The 23,052-nt window shown below is 55.6% G+C and carries 25 protein-coding genes and 1 pseudogene; 8 read left to right on the forward strand and 18 right to left on the reverse strand.

The features are described from left to right. The first annotated feature begins 20 nt into the window (after positions 1-20). The 6 genes from ACNSPV_RS12670 to fabZ are packed head-to-tail and all read left to right on the forward strand — an operon-like array spanning position 21 to position 5,426. Positions 21-956 (forward strand): DUF561 domain-containing protein, encoded by a 936-nt coding sequence (locus tag ACNSPV_RS12670; RefSeq protein WP_339395221.1) that lies wholly within the window; start codon positions 21-23, stop codon positions 954-956. Next, positions 950-2,017 carry a nitronate monooxygenase family protein gene (locus ACNSPV_RS12675; protein ID WP_348583122.1) on the forward strand — a complete coding sequence of 356 codons (1,068 nt, stop codon included), beginning with the start codon at positions 950-952 and terminating at the stop codon, positions 2,015-2,017. Before ACNSPV_RS12670 ends, ACNSPV_RS12675 begins: the two co-directional genes overlap by 7 nt. Further along, positions 2,014-2,946, forward strand: a complete 933-nt coding sequence (gene fabD / locus ACNSPV_RS12680; RefSeq protein WP_348583121.1) for an ACP S-malonyltransferase — start codon at positions 2,014-2,016, stop codon at positions 2,944-2,946. Before ACNSPV_RS12675 ends, fabD begins: the two co-directional genes overlap by 4 nt. After that, positions 2,943-3,692: a 3-oxoacyl-[acyl-carrier-protein] reductase gene (fabG, locus tag ACNSPV_RS12685; protein WP_348583120.1), complete on the forward strand. Its 750-nt coding sequence runs from the start codon at positions 2,943-2,945 to the stop codon at positions 3,690-3,692. Before fabD ends, fabG begins: the two co-directional genes overlap by 4 nt. Positions 3,693-3,707: 15 nt before the next feature. Continuing rightward, the gene (gene fabF / locus ACNSPV_RS12690; RefSeq protein WP_097774745.1) at positions 3,708-4,946 is read left to right on the forward strand and encodes a beta-ketoacyl-ACP synthase II; all 1,239 of its coding nucleotides are present in this window, start codon (positions 3,708-3,710) and stop codon (positions 4,944-4,946) included. A 3-nt stretch (positions 4,947-4,949) separates the two neighbouring features. Continuing rightward, a complete protein-coding gene (gene fabZ / locus ACNSPV_RS12695) occupies positions 4,950-5,426 on the forward strand; it encodes a 3-hydroxyacyl-ACP dehydratase FabZ (RefSeq protein ID WP_339395225.1) in 477 nt (158 codons plus the stop codon). Positions 5,427-5,597: 171 nt separating this feature from the next. Here fabZ and ACNSPV_RS12700 read toward each other — a convergent pair whose 3' ends face one another. From ACNSPV_RS12700 to ACNSPV_RS12745, 10 genes and pseudogenes are all read right to left on the reverse strand, one after another. Then, a complete protein-coding gene (locus ACNSPV_RS12700) occupies positions 5,598-6,068 on the reverse strand; it encodes an Hsp20/alpha crystallin family protein (RefSeq protein WP_348583118.1) in 471 nt (156 codons plus the stop codon). A 430-nt stretch (positions 6,069-6,498) separates the two neighbouring features. Beyond that, a complete protein-coding gene (locus ACNSPV_RS12705; RefSeq protein ID WP_348583117.1) occupies positions 6,499-7,533 on the reverse strand; it encodes an alcohol dehydrogenase in 1,035 nt (344 codons plus the stop codon). A gap of 51 nt (positions 7,534-7,584) precedes the next feature. After that, positions 7,585-7,986, reverse strand: coding sequence for an MmcQ/YjbR family DNA-binding protein (locus tag ACNSPV_RS12710; RefSeq protein ID WP_348583116.1), 402 nt, complete (start codon positions 7,984-7,986; stop codon positions 7,585-7,587). A gap of 259 nt (positions 7,987-8,245) precedes the next feature. Next, positions 8,246-8,338: pseudogene (locus ACNSPV_RS12715) on the reverse strand (low molecular weight phosphotyrosine protein phosphatase); the annotation flags it as partial. 57 nt (positions 8,339-8,395) lie between these two features. Then, positions 8,396-9,172, reverse strand: coding sequence for an HAD family hydrolase (locus tag ACNSPV_RS12720; protein WP_348583114.1), 777 nt, complete (start codon positions 9,170-9,172; stop codon positions 8,396-8,398). A 72-nt stretch (positions 9,173-9,244) separates the two neighbouring features. Further along, complete coding sequence (locus tag ACNSPV_RS12725; RefSeq protein ID WP_348583112.1) at positions 9,245-9,715, reverse strand: GNAT family N-acetyltransferase; 471 nt, start codon at positions 9,713-9,715, stop codon at positions 9,245-9,247. 11 nt (positions 9,716-9,726) lie between these two features. After that, on the reverse strand, positions 9,727-10,182 hold the full coding sequence (locus ACNSPV_RS12730) for a PPC domain-containing DNA-binding protein (protein ID WP_348583111.1): 456 nt from the start codon (positions 10,180-10,182) through the stop codon (positions 9,727-9,729). Between the two features lie 36 nt (positions 10,183-10,218). Further along, entirely contained in the window at positions 10,219-10,608 is a 390-nt protein-coding gene (locus ACNSPV_RS12735; RefSeq protein WP_348583110.1) for a C-GCAxxG-C-C family protein, read from the reverse strand. 88 nt (positions 10,609-10,696) lie between these two features. After that, positions 10,697-13,528 (reverse strand): ATP-binding protein, encoded by a 2,832-nt coding sequence (locus ACNSPV_RS12740; protein WP_348583109.1) that lies wholly within the window; start codon positions 13,526-13,528, stop codon positions 10,697-10,699. A 389-nt stretch (positions 13,529-13,917) separates the two neighbouring features. Beyond that, entirely contained in the window at positions 13,918-14,640 is a 723-nt protein-coding gene (locus tag ACNSPV_RS12745) for a 4Fe-4S binding protein (RefSeq protein ID WP_348583108.1), read from the reverse strand. Positions 14,641-14,739: 99 nt separating this feature from the next. On the opposite strand from ACNSPV_RS12745, the gene ACNSPV_RS12750 reads away from it, so the two are divergent. Further along, a complete protein-coding gene (locus ACNSPV_RS12750) occupies positions 14,740-15,405 on the forward strand; it encodes a Crp/Fnr family transcriptional regulator (protein WP_113993024.1) in 666 nt (221 codons plus the stop codon). Between the two features lie 146 nt (positions 15,406-15,551). Here ACNSPV_RS12750 and ACNSPV_RS12755 read toward each other — a convergent pair whose 3' ends face one another. After that, positions 15,552-16,367 carry an alpha/beta hydrolase gene (locus tag ACNSPV_RS12755; RefSeq protein ID WP_348583107.1) on the reverse strand — a complete coding sequence of 272 codons (816 nt, stop codon included), beginning with the start codon at positions 16,365-16,367 and terminating at the stop codon, positions 15,552-15,554. A gap of 66 nt (positions 16,368-16,433) precedes the next feature. Then, positions 16,434-17,417 carry a hypothetical protein gene (locus ACNSPV_RS12760; protein ID WP_348583105.1) on the reverse strand — a complete coding sequence of 328 codons (984 nt, stop codon included), beginning with the start codon at positions 17,415-17,417 and terminating at the stop codon, positions 16,434-16,436. Positions 17,418-17,872: 455 nt separating this feature from the next. Between ACNSPV_RS12760 and ACNSPV_RS12765 the strand changes: the two genes are divergently transcribed. Next, positions 17,873-19,000, forward strand: a complete 1,128-nt coding sequence (locus tag ACNSPV_RS12765; protein ID WP_348583103.1) for an SLC13 family permease — start codon at positions 17,873-17,875, stop codon at positions 18,998-19,000. Between the two features lie 511 nt (positions 19,001-19,511). On the opposite strand, the gene ACNSPV_RS12770 is transcribed toward ACNSPV_RS12765, so the two are convergent. The 6 genes from ACNSPV_RS12770 to ACNSPV_RS12795 form a co-directional block, all read right to left on the reverse strand. Next, positions 19,512-19,784 (reverse strand): hypothetical protein, encoded by a 273-nt coding sequence (locus ACNSPV_RS12770; RefSeq protein ID WP_044960098.1) that lies wholly within the window; start codon positions 19,782-19,784, stop codon positions 19,512-19,514. Between the two features lie 59 nt (positions 19,785-19,843). Further along, on the reverse strand, positions 19,844-20,050 hold the full coding sequence (locus ACNSPV_RS12775) for a hypothetical protein (protein ID WP_348583101.1): 207 nt from the start codon (positions 20,048-20,050) through the stop codon (positions 19,844-19,846). Then, on the reverse strand, positions 20,047-20,712 hold the full coding sequence (gene sfsA, locus ACNSPV_RS12780) for a DNA/RNA nuclease SfsA (RefSeq protein WP_348583100.1): 666 nt from the start codon (positions 20,710-20,712) through the stop codon (positions 20,047-20,049). Before sfsA ends, ACNSPV_RS12775 begins: the two co-directional genes overlap by 4 nt. A gap of 3 nt (positions 20,713-20,715) precedes the next feature. Further along, positions 20,716-21,237, reverse strand: a complete 522-nt coding sequence (locus tag ACNSPV_RS12785) for an O-acetyl-ADP-ribose deacetylase (RefSeq protein ID WP_348583097.1) — start codon at positions 21,235-21,237, stop codon at positions 20,716-20,718. A 183-nt stretch (positions 21,238-21,420) separates the two neighbouring features. Next, positions 21,421-21,798 (reverse strand): desulfoferrodoxin family protein, encoded by a 378-nt coding sequence (locus ACNSPV_RS12790; RefSeq protein ID WP_348583095.1) that lies wholly within the window; start codon positions 21,796-21,798, stop codon positions 21,421-21,423. Between the two features lie 288 nt (positions 21,799-22,086). Further along, a complete protein-coding gene (locus tag ACNSPV_RS12795; RefSeq protein ID WP_348583094.1) occupies positions 22,087-22,983 on the reverse strand; it encodes a LysR family transcriptional regulator in 897 nt (298 codons plus the stop codon). Between the last annotated feature and the right edge of the window lie 69 nt (positions 22,984-23,052).

Genomic DNA, 23,052 nt, shown 5'->3' on the forward strand with positions numbered 1-23,052 from the left:
ATTGACTGAGAGGGTTTTCAATGAAACTTTTAAATGAAATTCTAGGCACAAAATACCCCATCATTCAGGGCGGCATGGCCAACATCGCCACCGGCGAGTTTGCCGCTGCCTGCTCCAATGCGGGAGCGCTGGGCATCATCGGTGCGGGCGGCATGGATGCCGACACCCTGCGCCAGAATATCCGCCGCTGCAAGCAGTTGACCGACAAGCCTTTCGGCGTGAACATCATGCTCATGCATCCGCAGGCAGATGTCTTTGCGCAGATCGTGGTGGACGAGGGCGTGTCCGTTGTGACCACCGGTGCAGGCAACCCGGGCAAATACGTGCCCATGTGGAAAGCCGCCGGCATCAAGGTGATCCCGGTGGTGGCCGCTGCGGTGCTGGCAAAGCATCTGGAACCGCTGGGTATCGACGCCGTCATCGCCGAAGGTACCGAGAGCGGCGGCCATGTGGGCGAAATGACCACCATGGCGCTGGTGCCGCAGGTGGTGGATGCGGTCAGCATTCCGGTCATTGCGGCAGGCGGCATTGCCGACGGCCGTCAGCTGGCAGCAGCTCTGGCTCTGGGCGCCTGCGGCGTGCAGGTGGGCACCTGCCTGCTGGCAAGCGAGGAATGCCCCATCCACCCCAACTACAAAGCCGCCCTGCTCAAGGCTAAGGACAGCGATACCATCGTGACCGGCCGCAGCGTGGGTGCGCCGGTGCGGGTGCTGAAAAACCGCATGAGCCGTGAATATGTCCGGCAGGAAAACGCCGGTGCCGACAAGATGGAGCTGGAAAAGTACACCCTTGGCAGCCTGCGCCGCGCCGTGTTTGAGGGCGACACCACCACCGGAAGCCTGATGGCCGGTCAGGTGGCAGGCATGCTGCACGAGGTGCGCCCTGTGGCGGATATTCTTGCAGACCTGTGGGACGGCGGGAGGCAGCGCATTGCCGCGCTGAACACCGAATGCTGACCCTCGGTAGAAAGGCCCTGTCTGTGCCCATCTTACAGGGCGGCATGGGTGTGGGCGTTTCCCTTGGCGGGCTGGCCGGTGCTGTTGCAGCCTGCGGCGGCATGGGGTGCATCTCCACCGCCGATGCAGGCTACCGGGAGCCGGACTTTGCCCGCGACCCAGCAAGCGCCAATCACCGTGCCCTGACCGCCGAGATCCGGAAGGCGAAGGAGATCGCAAAGGGTTCCGGTATGGTAGCCATCAACGCCATGGTGGCAACGCAGGATTATGCGGCCGCGATCCGCACTGCTGTGGAAGCGGGCGTAGACGCGGTGGTGTCCGGCGCAGGCCTGCCGTTGGAGCTGCCCGGCATCGTGGGCACAACGGATGTTGCCATCGCTCCCATCGTTTCCAGCGGACGGGCCGCAAAGCTCATCCTGCGCCGCTGGGCCAAAGAGTTTGGCCGCACCGCTGATTTTGTGGTGATCGAAGGCTGCAAGGCAGGCGGACACCTCGGCTTTGCCGAAGATGATCTGCTGGCAGGCAAATGCCAGACCCTCGACGACATCCTGCCCGAGGTGCTGGCCGAGGTAAAGCCCTTTGAAGCACAGTTTGGCCACAGCATCCCCGTGTTTGTGGCAGGCGGTGTATACACCGGTGCCGACATGGCCCACTTTACCACAATGGGCGCTGCAGGCGTACAGCTTGCCACCCGCTTTATCACCACCTACGAGTGTGACGCATCCCAGGGCTACAAGGACGTTCTGCTGAACGCCCGGCCCGAAGATGTGCGGATCATCCACAGCCCGGTGGGAATGCCGGGCCGTGCACTGAACACCCCGCTGGTGCAGGCGCTGGCAGAGGGGACCCGCTTCCCTCCCCGGCACTGTGCCCGCTGCCTGAAGACCTGCGACCCCGCCAAGGTGCCCTACTGCATCACCCACGCGCTCATCGAAGCCGTAAAGGGCAATGTGGAGGAGGGCCTGTTCTTCTGCGGAGCCAACGTGGGCAGGCTGGACCGGATGCGCACGGTACAGGAGCTGATGGACGAACTTGTGACCGAATGGAGGCAAAATCAATGAAGCTTGCCGTTTTATATGCCGGTCAGGGGGCACAGCACCCCGGCATGGGCAAAGAATTTTACGAAGGCTCTCCCGCGTTCCGGGCGGCATTCGACAGCGCAGAGCTGGACTTCGACCTGCACCGCGTCTGCTTTGAGGACCCGGACGGCCTTCTGAATCAGACCGAATATACCCAGCCCTGCATGGTGGCCTTTGCCTGCGGCGTGACCGCAGTGCTGGCACAGCAGGGCGTAAAGCCCGCTTATGTGGCCGGGCTTTCGCTAGGCGAATACTCCGCGCTGGAAGCTGCCGGAGTGTTCACCGCAAAACAGGCCATCGAGCTGGCCGCTTACCGCGGCAAAGCCATGGCCGAAGCCGCAAAAGGCATCGACTGCGGCATGACCGCCGTGCTGAACCTTGACCGGCAGGCACTTGCCGCCTGCTGTGAGCAGGCGGCGGAGCTGGGCTGTGTGCAGATCTGCAACTACAACTGCCCGGGCCAGCTGGTCATCGGCGGCGAGAAAGCCGCTGTGGACAAAGCCGCCGCACTGGCCAAAGAAGCCGGTGCCCGCCGCTGCATCCCGCTCAAGGTGAGCGGCCCGTTCCACACCCGTCTCATGGCCCCCGCCGGGGATGCACTGGCAAAGCGTTTTGCCTCTGAGTCCTTTGGCGAGATGCAGGTGCCGGTGCTGTTCAACTGCCTTGGCCGTGAAAAGGCTGATGCCGACAGCATCCCGGCGCTGCTGGTGAAGCAGGTGCAGAGCAGCGTTTACATGGAAGATACGCTCCGCCGCCTCGGTGAGCTGGGCGTAGACCATATTCTGGAAGTCGGCCCGGGCAGTGCTCTGGCTGGCTTTGTGAAAAAGACCCTGCCCGGCGTGGTCTGCGCTTCGGTGGAGACCCCGGAGCAGCTGAACGCCGCACTGACAGCATGGAAGGAAGAGCTATGAGCGAAGAAACGATCATCCGCACCGCCGTTGTCACCGGCGGAAGCCGGGGCATTGGCCGGGCTGTGTGCATCCAGCTTGCAAAGCAGGGCTGCAATGTGGTGGTAAACTACTGCCACGGCGAAGCTGCAGCTGCCGAGACGGTGGCTCTGTGCAAGGCCGAAAACGCAAATGCTGTGGCTGTGCAGGCCGATGTTTCCACTGCCGAGGGCTGCAAAACGCTCTTTGAACAGGCGGTGAACGCCTTTGGCCGGGTGGATATCCTTGTGAACAACGCGGGCATTACCCGCGATAACCTGATCCTGCGCATGAGCGAAGAGGACTTTGACGCAGTGCTGAACGCAAACCTCAAGGGTGCGTTCCTCTGCTGCAAGGAGGCCGCCCGCCGCATGGTGCGCCAGCGCTGGGGCCGCATCGTGAACCTTTCCAGTGTGGTGGCCCTGCGGGGCAACGCCGGCCAGACCAATTACGCCGCCAGCAAGGCGGGCCTGATCGGACTGACCAAAAGCCTTGCCCGCGAGCTGGCAAGCCGCAATGTGACCGTGAATGCGGTCGCGCCGGGCTTTATCGAGACCGACATGACCGCCGCCCTGCCGGAAGCCGTCCGTGCCGAAATGGCAAAGGGCATCCCCGCAGGCCGCGCAGGAAAGCCGGAGGATGTGGCAAATGCAGTGGCATTTTTTGCCGCAGAACAAAGCAGCTATCTCACCGGGCAGGTGCTCTGTGCAGACGGCGGCATGGCAATGTAAAAGGAGAAAACTCTCATGGAAAAACGCAGAGTCGTGATCACCGGCCTTGGCACCGTGAACCCGCTGGGCAACAACACCGCCGACAGCTGGGCCGCTGCCAAAGCGGGCAAATGCGGCATCGGCCCCATTACCCAGTTCGATACCACCGATTTCAAATGCAAGCTGGCAGGCGAGGTGAAGGGCTTTGACCCGGAAACCATCGTGGACAAAAAGGAAGCCCGCAAGATGGCCCGCTTTACCGTTCTGGCCCTTGCTGCCGCCGCTGAAGCGGTCGCAGACAGCGGTCTGGACACCGAAGCGGAAGCCAAACAGATCGGCGTCATCCTTTCCAGCGGCATCGGCGGTCTGCCCACCATTGAGGAGCAGCACACCCGCGGTGAAGAAAAGGGCATGGAAAAGGTAAGTCCCTATTTTGTGCCCATGTCCATTGCCAACATGGCGGCGGCACAGGTGGCCATCCGCTTTGGCCTGAAGGGCATGTGCACCTGCCCGGTGACGGCCTGCGCCGGCGGCACCAATGCCGTAGGCGATGCCTTCCACCGCATCCGTGACGGCTATGAGACCGCCATGGTCTGCGGCGGTGCAGAGAGCTGCATCAGCCCTCTGGGCATCGGCGGCTTTACCAGTATGAAAGCACTTTCCACTGCGACCGATCCGGATGCAGCCAGCCTGCCCTTTGACGCACGGCGCGGCGGCTTCGTGATGGGCGAAGGCAGCGGCGTGCTGGTGCTGGAAGAGCTGGAGCATGCCCGTGCCCGTGGTGCACACATCTACGCTGAGGTGGTAGGCTACGGTGCCAACTGCGACGCCTACCACTTCACCGCTCCCGCCCCCGGCGGCGCAGGTGCCATCGACTGCATGGCGCTGACGCTGGCGGATGCAGGCATCGCACCGGAGCAGGTGGATCACATCAACGCCCACGGCACCGGCACCCACATGAACGATGCCTGCGAGACCGCCGCCATCCATGCGGTGTTCGGCGAACACGCAAAGCAGCTCACCGTGGTGAGCACCAAGAGCATGACCGGCCATCTGCTGGGCGGTGCGGGCGGCATCGAAGCCGTATTTACGGCGCTGGCCCTGCATGACCAGTTTGCGCCGCCCACCATCCACTATGAGCAGCCCGATCCCGAATGTGATCTGGACTATGTGCCGAACACTGGCCGTGCGCAGGCCATGACCTACGCACTGAGCAACAGTCTGGGCTTTGGCGGGCACAACGCCTGCATCGCTCTGCGCAGATGGGAGGGCTGACCCATGGCAGAACCCCGCACCGTGCGTGCAGACGCAAACGCCCTGAACAGCGAGGAGATCGCGGCGCTTCTGCCGCACCGCTATCCCTTTGCCCTTGTGGACCGCATTTTGGACTACGAGCCGGGCCAGTGGGCCATCGGCCGCAAGTGCGTGAGCCGCAATGAGGAATTTTTCTGCGGACATTTTCCCGGTCAGCCGGTGATGCCGGGAGTGCTCATTCTGGAAGCACTGGCCCAGACCGGCGCGGTGGCAGCGCTGAGCCTGCCGGAGAACAAGGGCAAACTGGCCCTCTTCGGCGGCATCAAGAATGCCCGCTTCCGCAAACAGGTCACCCCCGGCGATGTGCTCACCCTGCACTGTGAACTGGTAGAGCAGCACGGCCCGGTGGGCGTAGGCAAGGCTTCGGCGTGGGTAGACGGCAAGTGCGCCGCCACCGCTGAGCTGACCTTTGTTCTGACCGAAGCAGCCGACAACCGCTGAACCCGGACGTTCCCTGTCCGCATGTCTCAGCAGACCGGCCGGTAAAAACAGACGATCAACAAAAAACCTCTCCGTGCAGGATGAAGCCGCACGGGGAGGTTTTGTTATATTCTGAAAGCGCTGTGAAGATCAGCAAATACGCGTTGTGCCTTGGTGCACACGCGCGGCGTTTTACTCAATTGCGATCAGGTTGGGGTTTTCCGGCAGAGCCTTCTGCTGCTGAGGAGCGGGCAGCTGGATGTGCAGGATGCCATCCTCGAACTTTGCGTGGATGTCTTCCTTCTTCACTGCATCGCCCACGTAGAAGCTGCGGGCGCAGGTGCCGGAGAAGGTCTCACGGCGCAGATAGCGGCCTTTCTCGTCCTTCTCATCGTTGCTGTGGCTGCGGACAGCCTGAATGGTCAGGTAGCCGTCGTTCAGCTCCATCTGAACGTCTTCCTTCTTGCAGCCGGGCAGATCCACTGCAACATCATAATTGCCATCAGCGGTCTGCTTCACATCGGTCTTCATCATGTTCGCGCCACGCTTGCCAAAGGTGTCATGAGCCTCACGGCTCATTGCACGCTCCAGTGCAACATCGTTCCAGAACGGATCAAAGAGATCATCGAACAGGTTCTCATGAAAAACAGCAGGCATAAACATAAAACAACCCTCCAATCCCGGCGTTCGGGTCGGGCATAAAATCAAGATCGTGCATCAGGAGCGGAGTCTTCCCGGGAGCCTTGCGGTTCCCTCATGCCCCTTTCTCCTGAGCACGCCTTTGTTATAGCACACAGTTTTAGCACTGTCAAGAGCAGAGTGCTAAAATTCATGAAAAGATAACACTTTTGCAACAATATCTTGTGTCCGCCTTCCCCCGTCACCACAACAACCTCAAGCAAAATATGATCTGCAATAAAACAACGCCCCCGGAGAGTACAGTTCAAAAGCTCTCTGGGGGCGCTTTATCGGTTCACATGCTATGGGCCACGGCAATGGTTCCGCGTGCTGCCACGTTTTTGGGAGCCAGTGCCGCACGGTCCCGTCCGCAGGCATCGTGCAGAGCGCTGGTGCTTTGCCTTAACGGCAGCTGTCAGCACTCCACTGCCACCTTGATCACGCCGTCCCGCTTGTGTTCAAAGAGGTCGTAGCCCTCTTCGATCCGGCGCAGAGGATAGGTATGGGTGATGAGCGGTTCGGTATCGATCCTGCCTTCTGCAATGAGACGCAGCGTTTCTTCACAGTCGCAGCCGTCCACGCCGCCTGTCTTGAAGGTGAGATTTTTGCCATACATCTCCGGCAGCGGCAGGGTCTGCGCCTTATCGTACAGCGCCACCACGGTCACAATGGCGTTGGGTCTTGCGCACTCCCACGCCAGCCGGAAGGTGGAGTCCGCCCCTGCCACTTCCAGCACCACATCCGCCCCGCCGTGGTCGCTGTTGGCCCGCACAAAGGCGGCGCAGTCCTCCGGTTGCACAGTGAGTACCTGCGGGTAGTGTTGGCGGAGGAACTGCAGGCGGCTTTCGTCCTTTTCGCACACGATGATGCGCTTGGGGCTGTGCAGCATAACGCACAGCAGGGTGCAGATGCCAGTAGGCCCTGCGCCGAGGATCAGCACAGTATCCTCGGGGGTGATCTCAGAGATGCGCGCTGCCCAATAGCCGGTGGCAAGGACATCGCCCACCAGCAGCGCCTGCCGGTCGGTAACGCCGTCCGGGATCTTGTTCAGTCCCTGATCCGCAAAAGGCACCCGGACATACTCTGCCTGCCCGCCGTCGATGCGGCAGCCCAGCGCCCAGCCGCCGTTTTGATCGGTGCAGTTGTTCAAAAAGCCCTTTTTGCAGAAGAAGCACTCCCCGCAGAAGGTCTCCACGTTCACGGTTACCCGGTCGCCGGGCTTCACGTTGGTCACTGCGCTGCCCACTTCTTCCACGATGCCCACCATCTCATGGCCTACCGTGATGCCGGGCACGGCCCGGGGCACGCTGCCGTGCTTGATGTGCAGGTCGCTGGAGCAGATGCTGGCAAGTGTCACCTTCACAATGGCATCTCGCTCGTGCTGCAGCACCGGCTTTGGTTTTTCCATCAGGGCAAACTTGCCCTTTGAAACATAGGTGTAGGTCAGCATGCTTTTTTCCTCCGTGTACTTTATTTTTTCCGGGCTGCGCATCCCACGCAGTCATGGCAGGGGGCAAGCCGCAGAAGGCCGTGGCTTTTTCCGCAGCTTCGGCGCGGTTGCCGCATAGCTCATTTCCAGCAGCATCCGGATCGTGTCATCCGGTGCACTGCCGTCCAACGCTGCCGTGATCCAGTTGTCCTTGTTCATATGGTAGGCCGGGTAAAAGCCCGGCTCCATCCGCAGGGAACCGATGAGGAGGGGGTCACATTTCAGGTTTACGATGTCCACCGGCTGCTGCCCGGGCAGCCCCAGCTTGCTGCGGGACACTGTGGTGACCAGCGCGAACCATTTGCGGTTGCCCGGGTGGCGGAACACCGCCGATTCCGGGGTGTCCATCCAGGGATAGTCCGGCTCCACACTGCAGGTGTCAAAAATCAGCTGTTCCAGTTTTTTGCGATTCATTGATATTTTCCTCCCTCCGGGGCTTTTTTCCGGCAATCAGACCTTGGGGCCGACATCACATACCGGACGCATTGTAGGCTGTGCCGGTCATGGATGCTGTTGTCAAAGCACGCTGCCCTTGAAACAGGCACCCGGAACGCTCAGGGCAACCGTTTTCCGTGTGGTTCGGTGCGCAGATCCTTCCAGCGCTGCGCCGGGATCGCCGGTTCGATGATAAAGGCCTCCGGGTCAGGGGCAAGGACATGCCGCGTCACCCGGAAAGCCCGGCCTTTTCCACTAAGTCCCTCATCACAAATTCCGCCATGGGGCTGCGGCAGATATTGCCGTGGCAGATAAAAAGCACTCTTGTCATGTCAAAGTATTTCCTTTTATCATATCATTTCAGGTTCGGAAAGCGTATGTCCAAAATTCAGTTCTGTCTCAAGAATTCCCGCAGTACATCCTCCGGGCGGGGGGTGTGCTGCGGGTACTTCTCCCGCAGAGGTGCGGCAGAGCCATCCATGATGTAAGGCGTGCCTACAATATCCAGCATGGAAACATCGTTGTAGTTGTCGCCAAAGGCCATGACATCCGCAGGGTCAATACCAAGTGTCCTGCAGATGCTGCGTACACCGATGCCCTTGTTGGCAAAGGTGGTATCGATCCAGTACGGGCCCGCCACCGCACAGTTCGCCGCTTTCCACCGTGGGACAAACCGTTCTGTATAGGCCCCCACGCCCTCGTGCAGATACACCGATACCTTTGTGATCTCCTCCGGCACCTCAGACGGGGCATGAATGATCTGATAGTTGTTCCCGATGAACTGGATACGCTGGAGCATTCCCATGCCCCGCTCCATCAGGTAAGCGATATTCTGACCGGAGAGCATCACTTCGCCCTGCCCGTCGCTGCGGGTCCACAGGTCGTTGGCAATTTCTTCGGCCAGTGCACGGGGCATCGGGTTCTTGGCGATGCACTGTTCGCCTTTATAGATCACGCCGCCGTTCTCACAAAGAAACACGCAGCAGTCTGCCACCGGTGCAAAGAGCTTGCGCAGACTGGTATACTGCCGGCCGGATGCCGGGCAGAACAAAATACCGCGCCGATGCAGCTCCCGTATCTGTTCAAAGATCTCGCCTTCCAGCTCTTTCCTGCCGTATTGCAGCAGCGTACCGTCAATGTCGCTGCAGATCAGTTTGATTGACATTTTCCGTCCTCATCTCTATCATCAATTTCTTTCCGACAATTCTACCAGCGGGTCATCTTCCTGCGTCCGCATTCACAGGATATATTCCATCTGCCGTTCCTTTGTTTTCATGCCCATCTTTTCGTAGAAGTGCTCTGCCGGGGTGTTTCCTGCCCAGACATTCAGGGTCACCTCATAGCAGCCCAGCTCTTTTGCCTGCTGCTTCACGTATTCAAACAGACTTTCTCCGATGTGCTGCCCCCGTGCCTGCCGGTCAACACAAAGGTCATCAACAAACAAGGACTTGAAGGGCACCATGTTGGTGGAAAAGGGCTGCTCTTTGAGCTGGCAGAAAGCATAGCCCCTACACACATCGTCCTCGTCCACCGCAACATAGATGGGTTTATCCTCCTGCTTCAAAAGCTCTGCCAGCTGGCCGACAGTGTATTTGGTGGTGCCGGAGATAAAAATATCCGGGCGGATCTCTGCATGGATCTGCAATACCTGCCCCAGCAGCGCAAGAAGTCTGGGAATATCTTTTTCCTCTGCTTTACGGATCTTCATTTTACTTACCCTCAAACACTTTCAACGCAGTCATTTTCCTGGACAGACGGGAATTTGAACAGGTTCAGCCCGGTAACCGGGTCATACGCACGGTCTACCGTTCCGTCCAGAACATCGACCACCATTTCGCAGGTGGCGCTGACCACCGCCCGGTTCAGATGCCCGCCGAACACCTCACCCTTGTCGTTTCCGGCGCTCATGTGCAGATGGGTGTAAAATTCACCGTCCATGGTGTTGATGGTTCCGGTCAGCGAAACGATCTCAAAGCTGCCGCTGAAGGTGTTGGCGTAGTATTTCTTTTCGGCCACATTGTATACGCCCACCGTAAAGCTGTTGGTGGCCCCCAGCGCCTGAACGGCGGCAAGGCGGATCTTTTCCTTCAGAGCAAGCTCCTTTATTTTTTCAAGAATCTCCTCGTCCTTGTCGATGCGGACAAGGATCTTACTGCCAAAGCGTTTGTATTCCATCGCAAAATATCTCCTTCAAACAAGACTTTCTTCGTCTTACTCTCCCAGCACCTCGCCCAATGCCAGCACGGCGTTGCGGACGCACTCCGGGCAGGGGCACAGCGGTGCGCCGGTCTCCATACCCTTCAGATCCTTGCAGAGGGTGGCACCGCACTTATCCTGAAAGTTTTGCAGCAGTTCCTTGGAAATGCGGGGCGTGCCCTTGCCGTCTGTGACAACGCCCGCCACCATCACAGCGCCGATCAGTGCGCCGCAGGTGCTTTCCATGCAGCCCATGCCGGCGGCATAGCCCGCGCCCAGCTTCATCAGGGTGTCGGTATCTACCGGCAGCCTGTCCTCAAATGCCTTCAGCACCGCCTGTGCGCAGTTGCACTGTCCGGCGGCTTTCCATGCGGCAGCCTGCGCTGCCCGTTCTTCAATGTTCATTTTACAGTCCTCTTTCTTCAAAGTATCCACAACTTGCTTTTACGCTCCACAATACGGTATCATCCTTGTGCACAGCTTTCTGTCTGCATCAAAGGTATTTCCGGATGGTCGGCACAAGGACATTCATATTGATCGGCTTTGCAACATGGTCGTTCATCCCGACATCCAGTGCCGCCTGCCTATCTTCGGAAAAGGCATTTGCAGTCATGGCGATGATGGGAATATCCGCTTTTTGGGGGTCTTCCATTCTCCGGATCTTCTTTGCTGCATCGTAGCCGTTCATCACAGGCATCTGGATGTCCATAAGGATCAGCTGATAGGTTCCGTTCGCAGCTTTTTCCAGCATATCCACACATTCCACGCCGTCTTTGGCGCGGTCTACCGTGCAGCCCTCTTCCTGCAGCAGCTCGGCGGCGATCTCTGCATTGAGGTCGTTGTCCTCGGTCAGCAGGATCTTCACACCGAGCAGGCTCTTTTTGTCCGAAGAAGTGGTATCCCGTTTCGCCTGTGTTTCCTCCTGCGATGCAATGCGGCAGGGAATGGTCACAATAAACGTGGAGCCCACACCGATCTTGCTCTCCACTTCCACGGTGCCGCTCATCAGCTCGACCAGCTTTTTCACGATGCCCATCCCGATGCCGCTGCCCTCCACTTTGCTGACAGTGGAAGTGCGTTCCCGTTCAAAGGGTTCAAAGATATGCTTCTGGAACTCCTGCGACATCCCGATGCCGTTATCGGCAACCGTGATCACCGTATCGCACCAGCCCTCTTTTTTGCCGGGTTTCTGCGTGACATCACAGTGGATCGTGCCGCAGGCACCTGTGTATTTGACCGCGTTGCTGACGAGGTTCGTGCAGATCTCAGTCAGATGCGGAACATCCGCATAGATATACGGATACAGCAGATGTGTTGTCACCGTAAGCGTCTGTCCCTTGCTGTCTGCCTGATTCTGGAACATCGCAATGCAGTTACGAAAATCTTTTTCGACATCCGAAACAGAATATTCGATCTCCGTCCTGTCGTTCTCAATTCGGGCAAGATCCAGCACATTGTTCAGCAGCACCAGCAGGTTCTGTCCGCATATCTGAATGTTCTCCATGTATTTTTCCAGCTTTGCAGGGGCGTCCAGATGCCGGGAGGCAAGGTCTGCGTAACCGATAATGGCGTTCATGGGGGTACGGATATCATGAGACATATTGAACAGGAAGGTGGACTTGGCGCGGTTCGCACTCTCTGCTTTTTCCACGGCGACCTGCAATTTTGCATTCAGTTCCTGCGTATCGTTTGCGGCTTTCCTTGCAGCAGCTTCGGCTTTACGCGCCTTCTGGAGCAGCATCAAAATCGTGAGCAGAACAACTGCAACAGCAATGCTGCTGATCAACATAACCTTAAAGAAGTTATCCTTTATAAAATCGCTCAGGGTAACCTTCCGCGCGGAGCTCTTATACATCGCAAGCGCGCCGGCAAGCATATTAACAGGCATTGCCTTGATCGTTTTGTTCAGGATGGACAGCAGGCTGCGGTTTCCGCTATTGACCGCAAAGCAGGATCTTACAGGGTTCAACAGCGGAACGCTGTAAAAGCTGTATTTCTTGCTGTATTTATTCTCACTGCTGATCCCGGTAACAAAGCAATCTGCCTGTCCGGTTTCGATCAGCCTTGCCGCATCCTCCTGTGTATCGCAGTCCACGATCTCCCACTGCGGATAATAAAACGCAAGGTACTTTTTCAGGGAGAGTTTGTTTTGGGGAACGGCAATGCGGTTTACATTGTTTTCGTTAAAGTGCTGTTTGTTCGTGACCGCCATCAGGTTGGAGGTCCACGTTGTGTTGGTACAGGCAAAGTGATACTCTTCCGCCAGATTGGGGCTCTGGTCGAAATGGAAGATCATGTCGATCTCGCCCGATTTCAGCGCATCCAGTTCTGCTTCCTTGCTGTCATAGCCGACCAGCTGGAATTCCAGTTCCTGATTGCCCAGACAATCTGCTGCAAACTGAATATAGTCCGTGATTACCCCGGTAAACTCTCCGGTGGCAGGGTCAAAGGTGCTGACGCCGCTGTCACTCGTCAGAAAACCCATCTTGATGGCCCCGTGCTCTCTGAGCCACGCTTTTTCCTCCCCCGTAAGGATGGGCGTATAATCCATTGAGAAATATCTTTTGTACAGATCCGCCGTATAAAAAGGCACAGCTTCGTCCAACGCGCGCATTGCATCGTCCAATTCTTCCTTGATATCAGGCCGGTTTTTGTTGATCGCATAGTAGATGCCGGATTCTCCCACACGGGTTATGGTCGAGATGCCAAGCTCTGCCCAGAAGGATTCTTCCAGCGAAACAAAGCAGTCGATCTCGTGATTTGCCAGCTTTTGCTTCACATCCTCGTTGTTGGAGATGTTGACGTGTTCCGTTTCCAGGCCGTATTTTTCTTCCCACTCGGTCAGCATCACTTCCGGCTCCGTTCCCATCAGAACGCCGATCTTTTTGCCGTTCAGCGTTTTGAAGTCGGAGGCGGAGATGTCTGCGCGTGAGAGATCGGCGTAGAGGTAATATTTTTCCACTCCCATCGGCTCGTCTGAAAACAGCATCTCCTCGGTGCGGTCCTCCGTATAAGAGATACCGCCCATAATGTCGATCTCGCCGTTTTCAAGTTTTTCAAAGCAGTCTGACCAGTCGCAGGTCACATACTCGAACTGCCAGCCTGTATAGCCGGATAAGGTCTCCAGCAATTCGTAGCCGTAGCCTTTTCTTGCGCCCTTCTCGTTGACATAGTTGAAGGTGTCCTCAAACGAGCCGACACGGACGACCTTTGCAGGGGCGGTTTCCGCGGCAGCTTTCACAGGGAGCACGGCTGACAGTAGCAACAGCAGACTCAGCACCACACAGGCGCTTTTCCGCGTCAAGGTCTGCATGGTTTCGCTCATTCCAGAGTTTTTCATTTTATCCAATCTTTCTCCGCCCCAGACGGCCGCATTCCGGTTTCATTTCCATTGCACAGGTTTCAAGAAGTTCATTGCAGCATTGATCACGTCAGGTTGTCAGCAGCTTTTTTTGAATATCTATCCCATTATGTAGCATAATTGTAACATTATAACAGAAGCGTTTCAAGATTTTTTCTTGTAAAGAGCACCTATTTTCTATGGAACGCTTTTAGCCCTTACCGGCAAAAAGCCGTTCCCGCAAAAATACTGCGATGACGATAAAAAAGCGAGCAGCCTTTTTCAGGTCGCCCGCTTATGGAATCTATGGTATTTTACCGCAAGGCAGGAAATGCGTGAAGCATTAAAAAGCGGTATAGGTCTGCCCGGTGCATTCAATCCAGAATTTTTCCGTCAATGGAGATGGTGACCACCTGCCACGGAATGAACTTTCCACTGACCTGAAGCGCCTTTTTCGCTGCCATCTCCAAGCCGCCGCAGCAGGGCACCTCCATGCGGAGGATGGTCACGCTCTGGATATCGTTATTGCGCAGGATCTCGGTGAGCTTTTCGCCGTAATCCACAGCATCCAGCTTCGGGCAGCCGATGAGAGTCACCTTGCCGCGCATAAACTCCTGATGGAAATTGGCGTAGGCGTATGCCGTGCAGTCCGCTGCGATCAGGAGCTTCGCGCCCTCAAAGTAGGGCGCATGGACGGGTGCCAGCTTGATCTGCACCGGCCAGTTGCGCAGGCGGGAGACCGGCTGCACGGGGGCAGAAACTGTGCTTTCGGCAGTGGCCTCCGGCTGTTCCAGCATCCGCATCCGGGAGCCGGGGCAGCCGCCCTCATGGAGGTGTTTCATCTTCTCCTGCAGCTCCTTCTTCTTTTTGTTCTCCTGCACTGCCGCCTCGTCGTAAGCGGGGGCTTCCCGCTCCTCAAAGGTGATTGCGCCGGTGGGACAGCCTGGCAGGCAGTCACCAAAGCCATCGCAGAAATTTTCCCGCACCAGCTTTGCCTTGCCGTTGATAATATCAATAGCTCCCTCGTGGCAGGCGGTTGCGCACAAGCCGCAGCCGTTGCATTTTTCTTCGTCAATATGGATGATCTTCCGAATCATATCTATTTCCTCCAATTTGGGGTGTTTTTTGCATTTGCAGCCTTATTATAGTATACTAAAGGCAACTTGTATGTTTGAATTCCAACAAGGAGAGCTTTTATGCAAAAATATCTGCCTGTTCTGCGGAGCTGCCCCTTCTTTACCGGGCTTACCGATGATGAAATTTTGTCCATCCTGCACTGTGTCAGTGCGGCAAAGATCACCCGGCCCCGGGGCTCCTACATCTTCCGTGCCGGAGATTCCACAGAGGTCATGGGGCTCATGCTGTCCGGCTCCACCCTTGTGATTCAGGAGGACCTTTGGGGACACCGCAACATCCTGTCCAAGTGCAACACCGGAGACTTTTTCGGCGAACCTTACGCCGCCACCCCCGGTGCCATCCTGAACATCAGCGTGGTGGCAGAGGAGGATTGCGAGATCCTGCTGCTGAACGTCAAGCGGCTGCTCACCGCCTGCCCCACCGCCTGCGACCATCACCAGAAGCTCATCCGCAATCTGGTCAGCGTTCTGGCAAACAAAATATTGCTCTTTAACGATAAGATCACCCATGTCAGCAAGCGCACCACCCGGGAAAAGCTGCTGTCCTACCTGTCTGCCGAATCCATCCGGCAGTCTTCCCTCTCCTTTGACATCCCCTTTGACCGTCAGCAGCTGGCAGATTTTCTCTGCGTGGAACGTGCCGCCATGTCGGTGGAGCTTTCCAAGCTGCAAAAGGAAGGGCTGCTGGTCACAAAGCGGAATCATTTTGAGCTGTTGACCCGTTGACCGTTTCATGCGCCGCCCGCAGACGGTTTCGCCGGGCAGTTCTCCCCTGCCGGGATGCGCGGGCATAAAAAGAGCGGACAACCGTTTTGGGGTCGTCCGCTGAAGGGATGGTTTGATTTTGTTGGTCGAATAATGGAAATTGCCCGTTATAAAATATCAGCAACAAATTCCTCTATCAAACGATTCACCTGTTCGGGTTTGTCTGTATTGGAATTGTGTCCTGCTCCTTCGATCCACGTCAAAGGAATATTCGTATTGCGATGCCATGCTTTGTTGTACCGTATACACGAACCAGCGTGATCTTGTGTGCCGCATATCAGCAACGCCGGACACTTGATTTCATACGGCAGGTCCTTCTCCATAGCCGCTGCCAGAATACGAAAACCATGTCCGGCAATCTGTGCATAGCGTTTCTGATTGCCGTCATAGGTCAGCATCATTTCACGCATGAGGTTTCTACCGTAATCAGACGTGGCAACGCCTTCCGACCCCGATTTCAGGAGCCATTTCCACGGATAGTGAGCATATACCGGTTCCATCCGTTTCAAGAGCCAGATTTCAACTGCTGTCACATAGCTTCGTTGCAGCGGTGCAGAATCAATGGCGACAAAGCCTGTCATTTTGTTTGGGTAAAGCTGCGCATAAGCCTGTCCCACATATCCGCCCATAGACTGCCCGATAATAACAGGCTTTGCGATTCCTTCACGGCTTAAGATATCGTTCAGCCATTTTGCCTTATCGAACAGATCAAAATCAAATCGAAACGGCCATGAGGAGCCATGTGCCGGCGCATCCCAGACGATAACATTATACCTTCTCTCGAAATACTGAATCTGCTTATCAACCAATCGATGGTCCGCAGTCAATCCCGGCAGAAAAACAAGAGTAATTGTATCCGGGTTTGACACACTCACCCAATAGTGAATCGTTCCGCAACGGGTCTGATATGTCCGTTCCTCCATTGAGCTTTTCTCCCATAACTTCCGAGTTATTGAATTGAGCATATCACATAAGCGAACGCTCTAACCTTACAGCTCGGTTTCCACCGCAAGCTGCTCCTGCTTTTCTTTTTCATCAGCGATCTGGACATCAACATCTTCGCGCATCTTTTTCAGAAGTGCAAGTACTCGCTTGATTTGACCCTTGGTGTTTTCTACTCTGCTCTGTGCCTGATTGATATGGTCCAGAACCGCCCAGTCTGCAAAGAGGCCATCAAAGAAGAAATCGGCAAATTTCAAAAAGCTGTCTACCGTGACCTGAAGGTCTGCAGTGATCTCGACATCGGAAAGTTCGGTTTTGAACCGCCGCAGTTCCACTTGGAGCTGTTCAATCTGCTTCTGTGCATTGTCCAGTTCCTCATACTTGGCAAGATCGGCCATCAAACCGCCGCCCATTACGTCCCATGTACTCCAGCCCTCGGCATTGTCGAGGGTTTCCAGAACTTCGTTGACCGTATGCAGGGCGGTCTTTCCTGCGTTGATGGCCTCCAGCAGCTCCTGCTTTTGAACTTTCAAAGCGGCAATACGGCTTTCACTTTCCGCAACCTGCTGTGCGGCCGGGTGGGCAGAGGCTTTGATGCTTTTGATCTTTTCAGAAAGAGCAGCTTGATACCGCCTATCGCAATCGGACAGCCTTACCAGCCTGTTTTGAATCTGCTCCAAGTCGGCCTCAACGGAAGAAAGGTCATGGAGAGCCGCATCGTACTTGACACGGGCTGCATAGGCTTCCTGCCGTTCTTTGTCCAGCTTTTCATCCATTTTTCCGATGACCTGATAGAAAAATGCGGCAAGGCTGTGACCTTCCAGACGGTCAACATCAGCCTGTTCCGCCAGCTTGGATTTTTCCAGCTTTTTCAGACGATCAGCAAGCGCATTTCGCTGGGCGGTCAGTTCTTTCTGTTTTGCTTCACAGCTTTTCTTTTCTGCGACCTGCTGCCAAAGCTCTTTCAACGTAGAATCACTCATATGGAATGTCCTTTCCCGGTGCATGATCTCGTAAAACATGGTTTTCATCCCTCCCTGCATTCCGTGTCCTGGTCTGTATTTATATTACCTTCTTTTTTCACGGAACACAAGAGCTTTTACTTTTCAAAAAGCTTTTTCTGCTGCTCCATCAGAACAATTTTGATACGGTCTTTCAGCAATATATAACACAAAAAGTCCCACGCTCAACACAGCCTCTGAATCCGACCGTGCTTGGTCAGAACAGAAAAGCATATGTTGAGTATCACCCACGCCGGTAAAGTCACCTCGAGAGCCGGAGAGCATGTACTCCGGCACGTTGCTCCGCTCATACCGCATGAATTTATTCTGATTGCATTTTTTGTGTTTTCTCTTGACGATGCCCCGCTAATGGAGTAGGATGGTGCTGCAAAAAAAAGATCGCAGAAGCTGTTGCTCTGAAATGCGGAAGAAGGCCGTCCGGCACCGTAGCAGGGCAGCCTTTACAACTACAAGGATGTGTCTCTATGAAACTCAAACAATTCATTCAGCAGGAAACGGTCCTCACCGCAGCCGCTGTGCTGGCCGTTGTCTCCGCCTTCTTTGTTCCGCCGGATGTGCAGTATCTCGGCTACATCGACCTGCGCACGCTGGCGATTCTGTTCTCCCTGATGACGGTCATGGCCGGACTGCGGCGGCAGGGCTTTTTTGATGGACTGGGACGGGCATTGCTGTCCCGCACCCACAGCACCTTTCAGCTGACGCTGGTACTGGTCGGGCTGTGCTTTTTCGGAAGCATGTTCATCACCAACGATGTTTCCCTGCTGACCTTCGTTCCCTTTACGTTCGTGGTCCTGAGCCGTCTGGGAGCGGATGTCCGCCGCTCCCTTCTGATCCCGGTGGTCTGTATGCAGACCATTGCGGCAAACCTTGGCAGTATGCTGACTCCCATCGGCAACCCGCAGAACCTCTATCTTTACGGAAAAAGCGGCATGAGCATCGGGGGATTTGTGCTTCTTATGCTGCCCTACACACTGGTCTCTCTGCTCCTGCTGCTGGCTTGGGCAGCGCTGGTCTGCCGGAAAGCCTCTGCCGCCCTTTCCATGGATAAGTTTGTTTCTTCTGCATCTCAGGGAGATCAGAAGATCATCCTGCTGTATCTGTTTCTGTTTGCCGTCTGCCTGCTGTCCGTGATCCGGGTGCTGCCCTATGGCATTGCCTTTGCCGCTGTGCTCGTCTGCGCCCTTTTTGCAGACCCACGCACCTTGCGGACGGTGGACTATTCCCTGCTTCTGACCTTTGTGGCTTTTTTCATCTTCATTGGCAATCTTGGCCGCATTCCGGCCTTTTCCGGCTGGCTGCAGGAGTTTCTGACCGGCCGGGAAGTGCTGGTGGCGGTTCTTGCTTCGCAGGTCACCAGTAATGTTCCCGCCGCCCTGCTGCTGTCCGGATTCACGGCAGAGACACAAGCCCTCATCATCGGCACCAATCTGGGAGGTCTTGGCACTTTGATCGCATCCATGGCCAGTCTTATTTCCTACCGGCAGGTCGCACGGGAGCTGCCACAGGGGAAGAAGCAGTATTTTGGGCTGTTCACCCTGTCCAACCTGATCTTCCTTGCGATCCTGCTGGGCGTGTGGTTCTTGCTCCGCTGAGCGCGGTATCAGGCAGCGCTATGAACATCTTTTTTCCTGCTGCCCGGCAGACCACCACCCACTTCGCAATAAGTTTTATGAGGCAAAAAGGGAGCTCTGCCACGGACGAAGGTCCGGGCAGAACTCCCTTTGGTTTTATCGTATACAGTTATCAAGTAAAGAATAAAAATTTTGCAAAACAACCACTACAAGGCTCAAATCGTAAGCGGTCAGCTCCAAACGCTTCAGCTTTTTACTACTTCAAAAAATCTACAATCTTCGAAAAGTCCTCTTTTGCCTTCCTGAAGATGGCAGTATATCTTTTTCTAACAAATCTATCCGCGTTCGTTCTACTACCTCTGGCTGCGCTGAATCCACGGCATCTGTTCCTTTTTTGCCCCTGTCGGGATTCCTCAGCTACTTTTGCGCCGCAAGCTGCCGGTTATAGCCTGCCGCATTGCCGATTTCGCTGCCCCAATGGGGCTTTCATTGTTCCACTTTGCTCCACAAACGCGAATTTGACACTTTGTATTTATCGAGAATACTCTTGAAACCATTTTGCAAAGCGTGATTTATTGAAAATAATGAATTTATATAGTTCTCCATTTTTCATATTAACTGTTGCAATTGGAAAGACTATCCACTTCCAAGAGATTTCTTTTATTTCCTGCATCGGCAAAACTAAATTTCTGTATTTTTTGCCAACTGTAAGCTTGTTTGTCTTGTAAGTAAGCGACTGACTATCGAGGTACAGACCTCCTCCAACTATGCCATTGTGACACAAACTGCAAACAAAAGATTTCATAGAAACATCCCTCCACCAAATTCCGATTTGCCGCCCTCAGTATACCACGTTTCCCCACCTTACAGAAAAGCACCTGCACGAAAAAGAGCCGCCCATAGATCCTCCGGCAAGCACTTCAAGGTTTCGTTCCGCAGCTCCTGCGGCATCCCGTAAAAGGCTTCGGCGATGCCGCAGGTGATGCAAGCAAGGGTGTCGCTGTCGCCGCCGAAGGAGACTGCATTCGCCAAACACAAATAGAGTGTTCTTTCATTTTCTCCCTTTTTCACGCTTCCCGCTGCTCCACGATTTCCAGACTGTCCCGCCCGACATGGCAAAGCAGGAACAGCACGCTCACGCCTGCGGCTTTCGCTTCAGCCAGTGCTGTGCCAAACTCCGGCTGCGTGCCAACATTCGGCCTCACCTCGGTGATGCCTTCCATCTGAATCACAAAGGCTACTGTGCACCGATACCCTGCCCGCTGTGCCTGCGCTAACTCGTGCAAGTGCTTCACGCCCCGTTCGGTGGGTGCATCCGGGAAATAACCGATGCCGCCCACTTCCAATGTGCAGCCTTTGACTTCCAGCAGGTATTTCTGTTCGCCCTTTTCCATGTAAAAATCAATGCGGGATTTTCCGTATGCAAACTCTGGCCTGACAAGGTCAAACTCCTGCTTTGAGAGCCATTCTCCTACCACCTTGTTGGGTGCCTGACTGTCCATGTTGACCCAGCCAAGTTCCTGCTTGTGTACCGCCACAAGGTCGTATTTTGTCTTGCGCTTCGGGTTGTCCGACACTTCCAGACGCACCGCCGCACCGGACAGCAGCAGTTCCCTGCACCGCCCGGTGTTTTTGACATGGACGGTTTCCACCGTACCATTCACATCTACATGGGCAATAAAACGGTTGGGGCGGTCAAGAAAAATGCCGTCCACGATCTCTCTGTATTTCAATGTTTACTCCATTTTTGTCTGATACGCCTGCGCCGTCTGGGCATCAAAGCAGCAGAAGATAACCCTCATATCGTAGTCGGCGTGGTTTTGCAGCCAATCGGTCACTGTATCCACCGCAATTTGGGTGGCGGCATCCAGCGGATAGCCATACACGCCCGTAGAAATTGCCGGGAAGGCGATGCTGTGGATGTCGTAGGACCTTGCCAGCTCCAGCGAATTGCAGTAGCAGTCTGCCAACTGCACAGCGTCCTCCGGGGTGCCGGAGTAGATGGGACCCACCGTATGGATGATGTACTTTGCCTTCAGCCGGTAGCCCTTGGTGATTTTCGCTTCGCCGGTGCGGCAGCCGTGCAGGGTGCGGCACTCGGCAAGCAGTTCCGGCCCTGCTGCCCGGTGAATGGCCCCATCCACGCCACCGCCGCCCAGCAGACTGCGGTTGGCTGCATTCACGATGCAGTCACAGTCCAGCTTGGTAATGTTCCCCTGCACGATTTCCAGTTGATTTCTTATCTGTTCGGAACGCATAGCATTTCCTCCTCAAAGCGTACTTGCATAAACTATACTCGGAAGTCGGTTTCTTGCGAGTATATTACTTCATCCTCTGCACAAGGTCAAGCAGAATATTTTTAACGCTGCATCATCCCTCTGGCTGCACGCCAAAACAGGCTCCTGCAAGCGTTTAACCACTGGCAGGAGCCCGTTTATTTCTTAAAGTTTCGTCATCCACAGACCATGCAGGTTGCAGTAGGCGTAGACCGCCACCGGTTTTGCGCTGCCCAGTTCAAACACCGCCTTGGGTGCCTGACCGGGGGCGAGGTAGCGGAGCTGTCCGCCGTTTTCGGTCTCCACAAAGAGCCACTGGATGTGGTGCACATCCACCATGGGGTGCTCCACCGCACCCACCGTAACCGTGAGGGTGCTGCCGGAAAGCTGGGCCACCGGCAGATGCTTTTCGCCGCTGGCTTCCACCGTGTTGGGGAGCAGCTCCTTCATCTTCTCGCCGCAGCAGACCAGCGGAACGCCTGCGTTGTGGATGGTGGTGATCAGGTTGCCACAGTGCTCACAGATATAAAACTTTGCCTTCATATTAAAATCCTCCATCGGAATGTTGTTGGTGTTTTCTGTGACTATATGATAACATTTCCTAGTTAGATTTTCTGTGACCGGGTCACGTTTTCCTGTGTTCCTCTTACGGCTTTTCCTGACACGCCCGCACCGTCCGGGCATCAAAGCAGCAGAAGATGGCCTTTATATCGTAGTTGGCCTGCCGCAAGCAGCCCTGTACTATGGGGATAAAAAAAACAAAAAGTCCCGCCTGAAAATAAAGCCTTCACTTTCAGACGGGACGTCTTTCAATATGACTGCTATTTGTTCTTATTTTATCTGCGGTGTATCCTTTCGCTGCCGGGTGGATCTCAGATATTCCAGCAGCGTCCGGCTCACCACCGAGCTTGCCGTCTTAGAAAACGCCAGCCCCAATGTCCGGCAACAGGCAGGCTCCAGTGGGCGGGACACCACACCGGGGCAGCCAAATGCCTGCATCACCAGCTCCTGCGAGATGGTCACGCCCAGCCCGCTGCGCACGAACGCCATGATGAGGGTATCGTCCCGGAAGCTGTATGAAATATTCGGCTTCACCAGGCATTTGAGCATCAGGTGCTGGATGTCGTTATCACAGCCGGGCGTTTCGATGATGAGCGGATACTGAAACAGCTGTGGCAGCGTTACGCTGGAGCGTTCAGCCAGTGGATGCCCCTCCGGGAACACAGCGCACAGCGGGTCGTCCCGGAGCGGGTAGAATTTCAGGTCGTCTGCCACAATGGACGAGAGGAAACCGCAATCCACCTGCCCATGGATGATCCATTCCCGGATCTCATCATAGTTGCCGTCCAGAATTTCTATCTTCACCTTCGGGTAATTCTCCTTGAAATAATGCACGACTTCCGGCATCCAGAGCGTTGTGATGCTGGAAAAGCTGCCCACCCGCAGCTTGCCCTCCACCTTGTGGTTGATATTGAACGCCGCCTGCCGCAGCCGGGTCTTCTGGTTGGCCAGCTCCCGGATGTAGGGCAAAAGGCGGGTGCCGTTATCTGTCAGGGTCACGCCCCGGTTGATGCGGGCGAACAGCTGCACGCCCAATTCCTCTTCCAGCCCTGCCATCATCTGGCTGATGCCGGATTGGGTATAGTTCAGTGCCTCCGCTGCTTTGGAAAAGCTGCCCGTTTCGCATACTTTCAAGAATATCTCGTATCGGTCTTTCTGTTCCCGCATTGCAAACGCTCCATAAGTAAAATTTATAGGTCGTAGTAATTTTATTGGGTTTACTGATATGATACTTCA

Source organism: Faecalibacterium sp. 3 (assembly GCF_048323735.1).
GTDB lineage: Bacteria > Bacillota > Clostridia > Oscillospirales > Ruminococcaceae > Faecalibacterium > Faecalibacterium wellingii.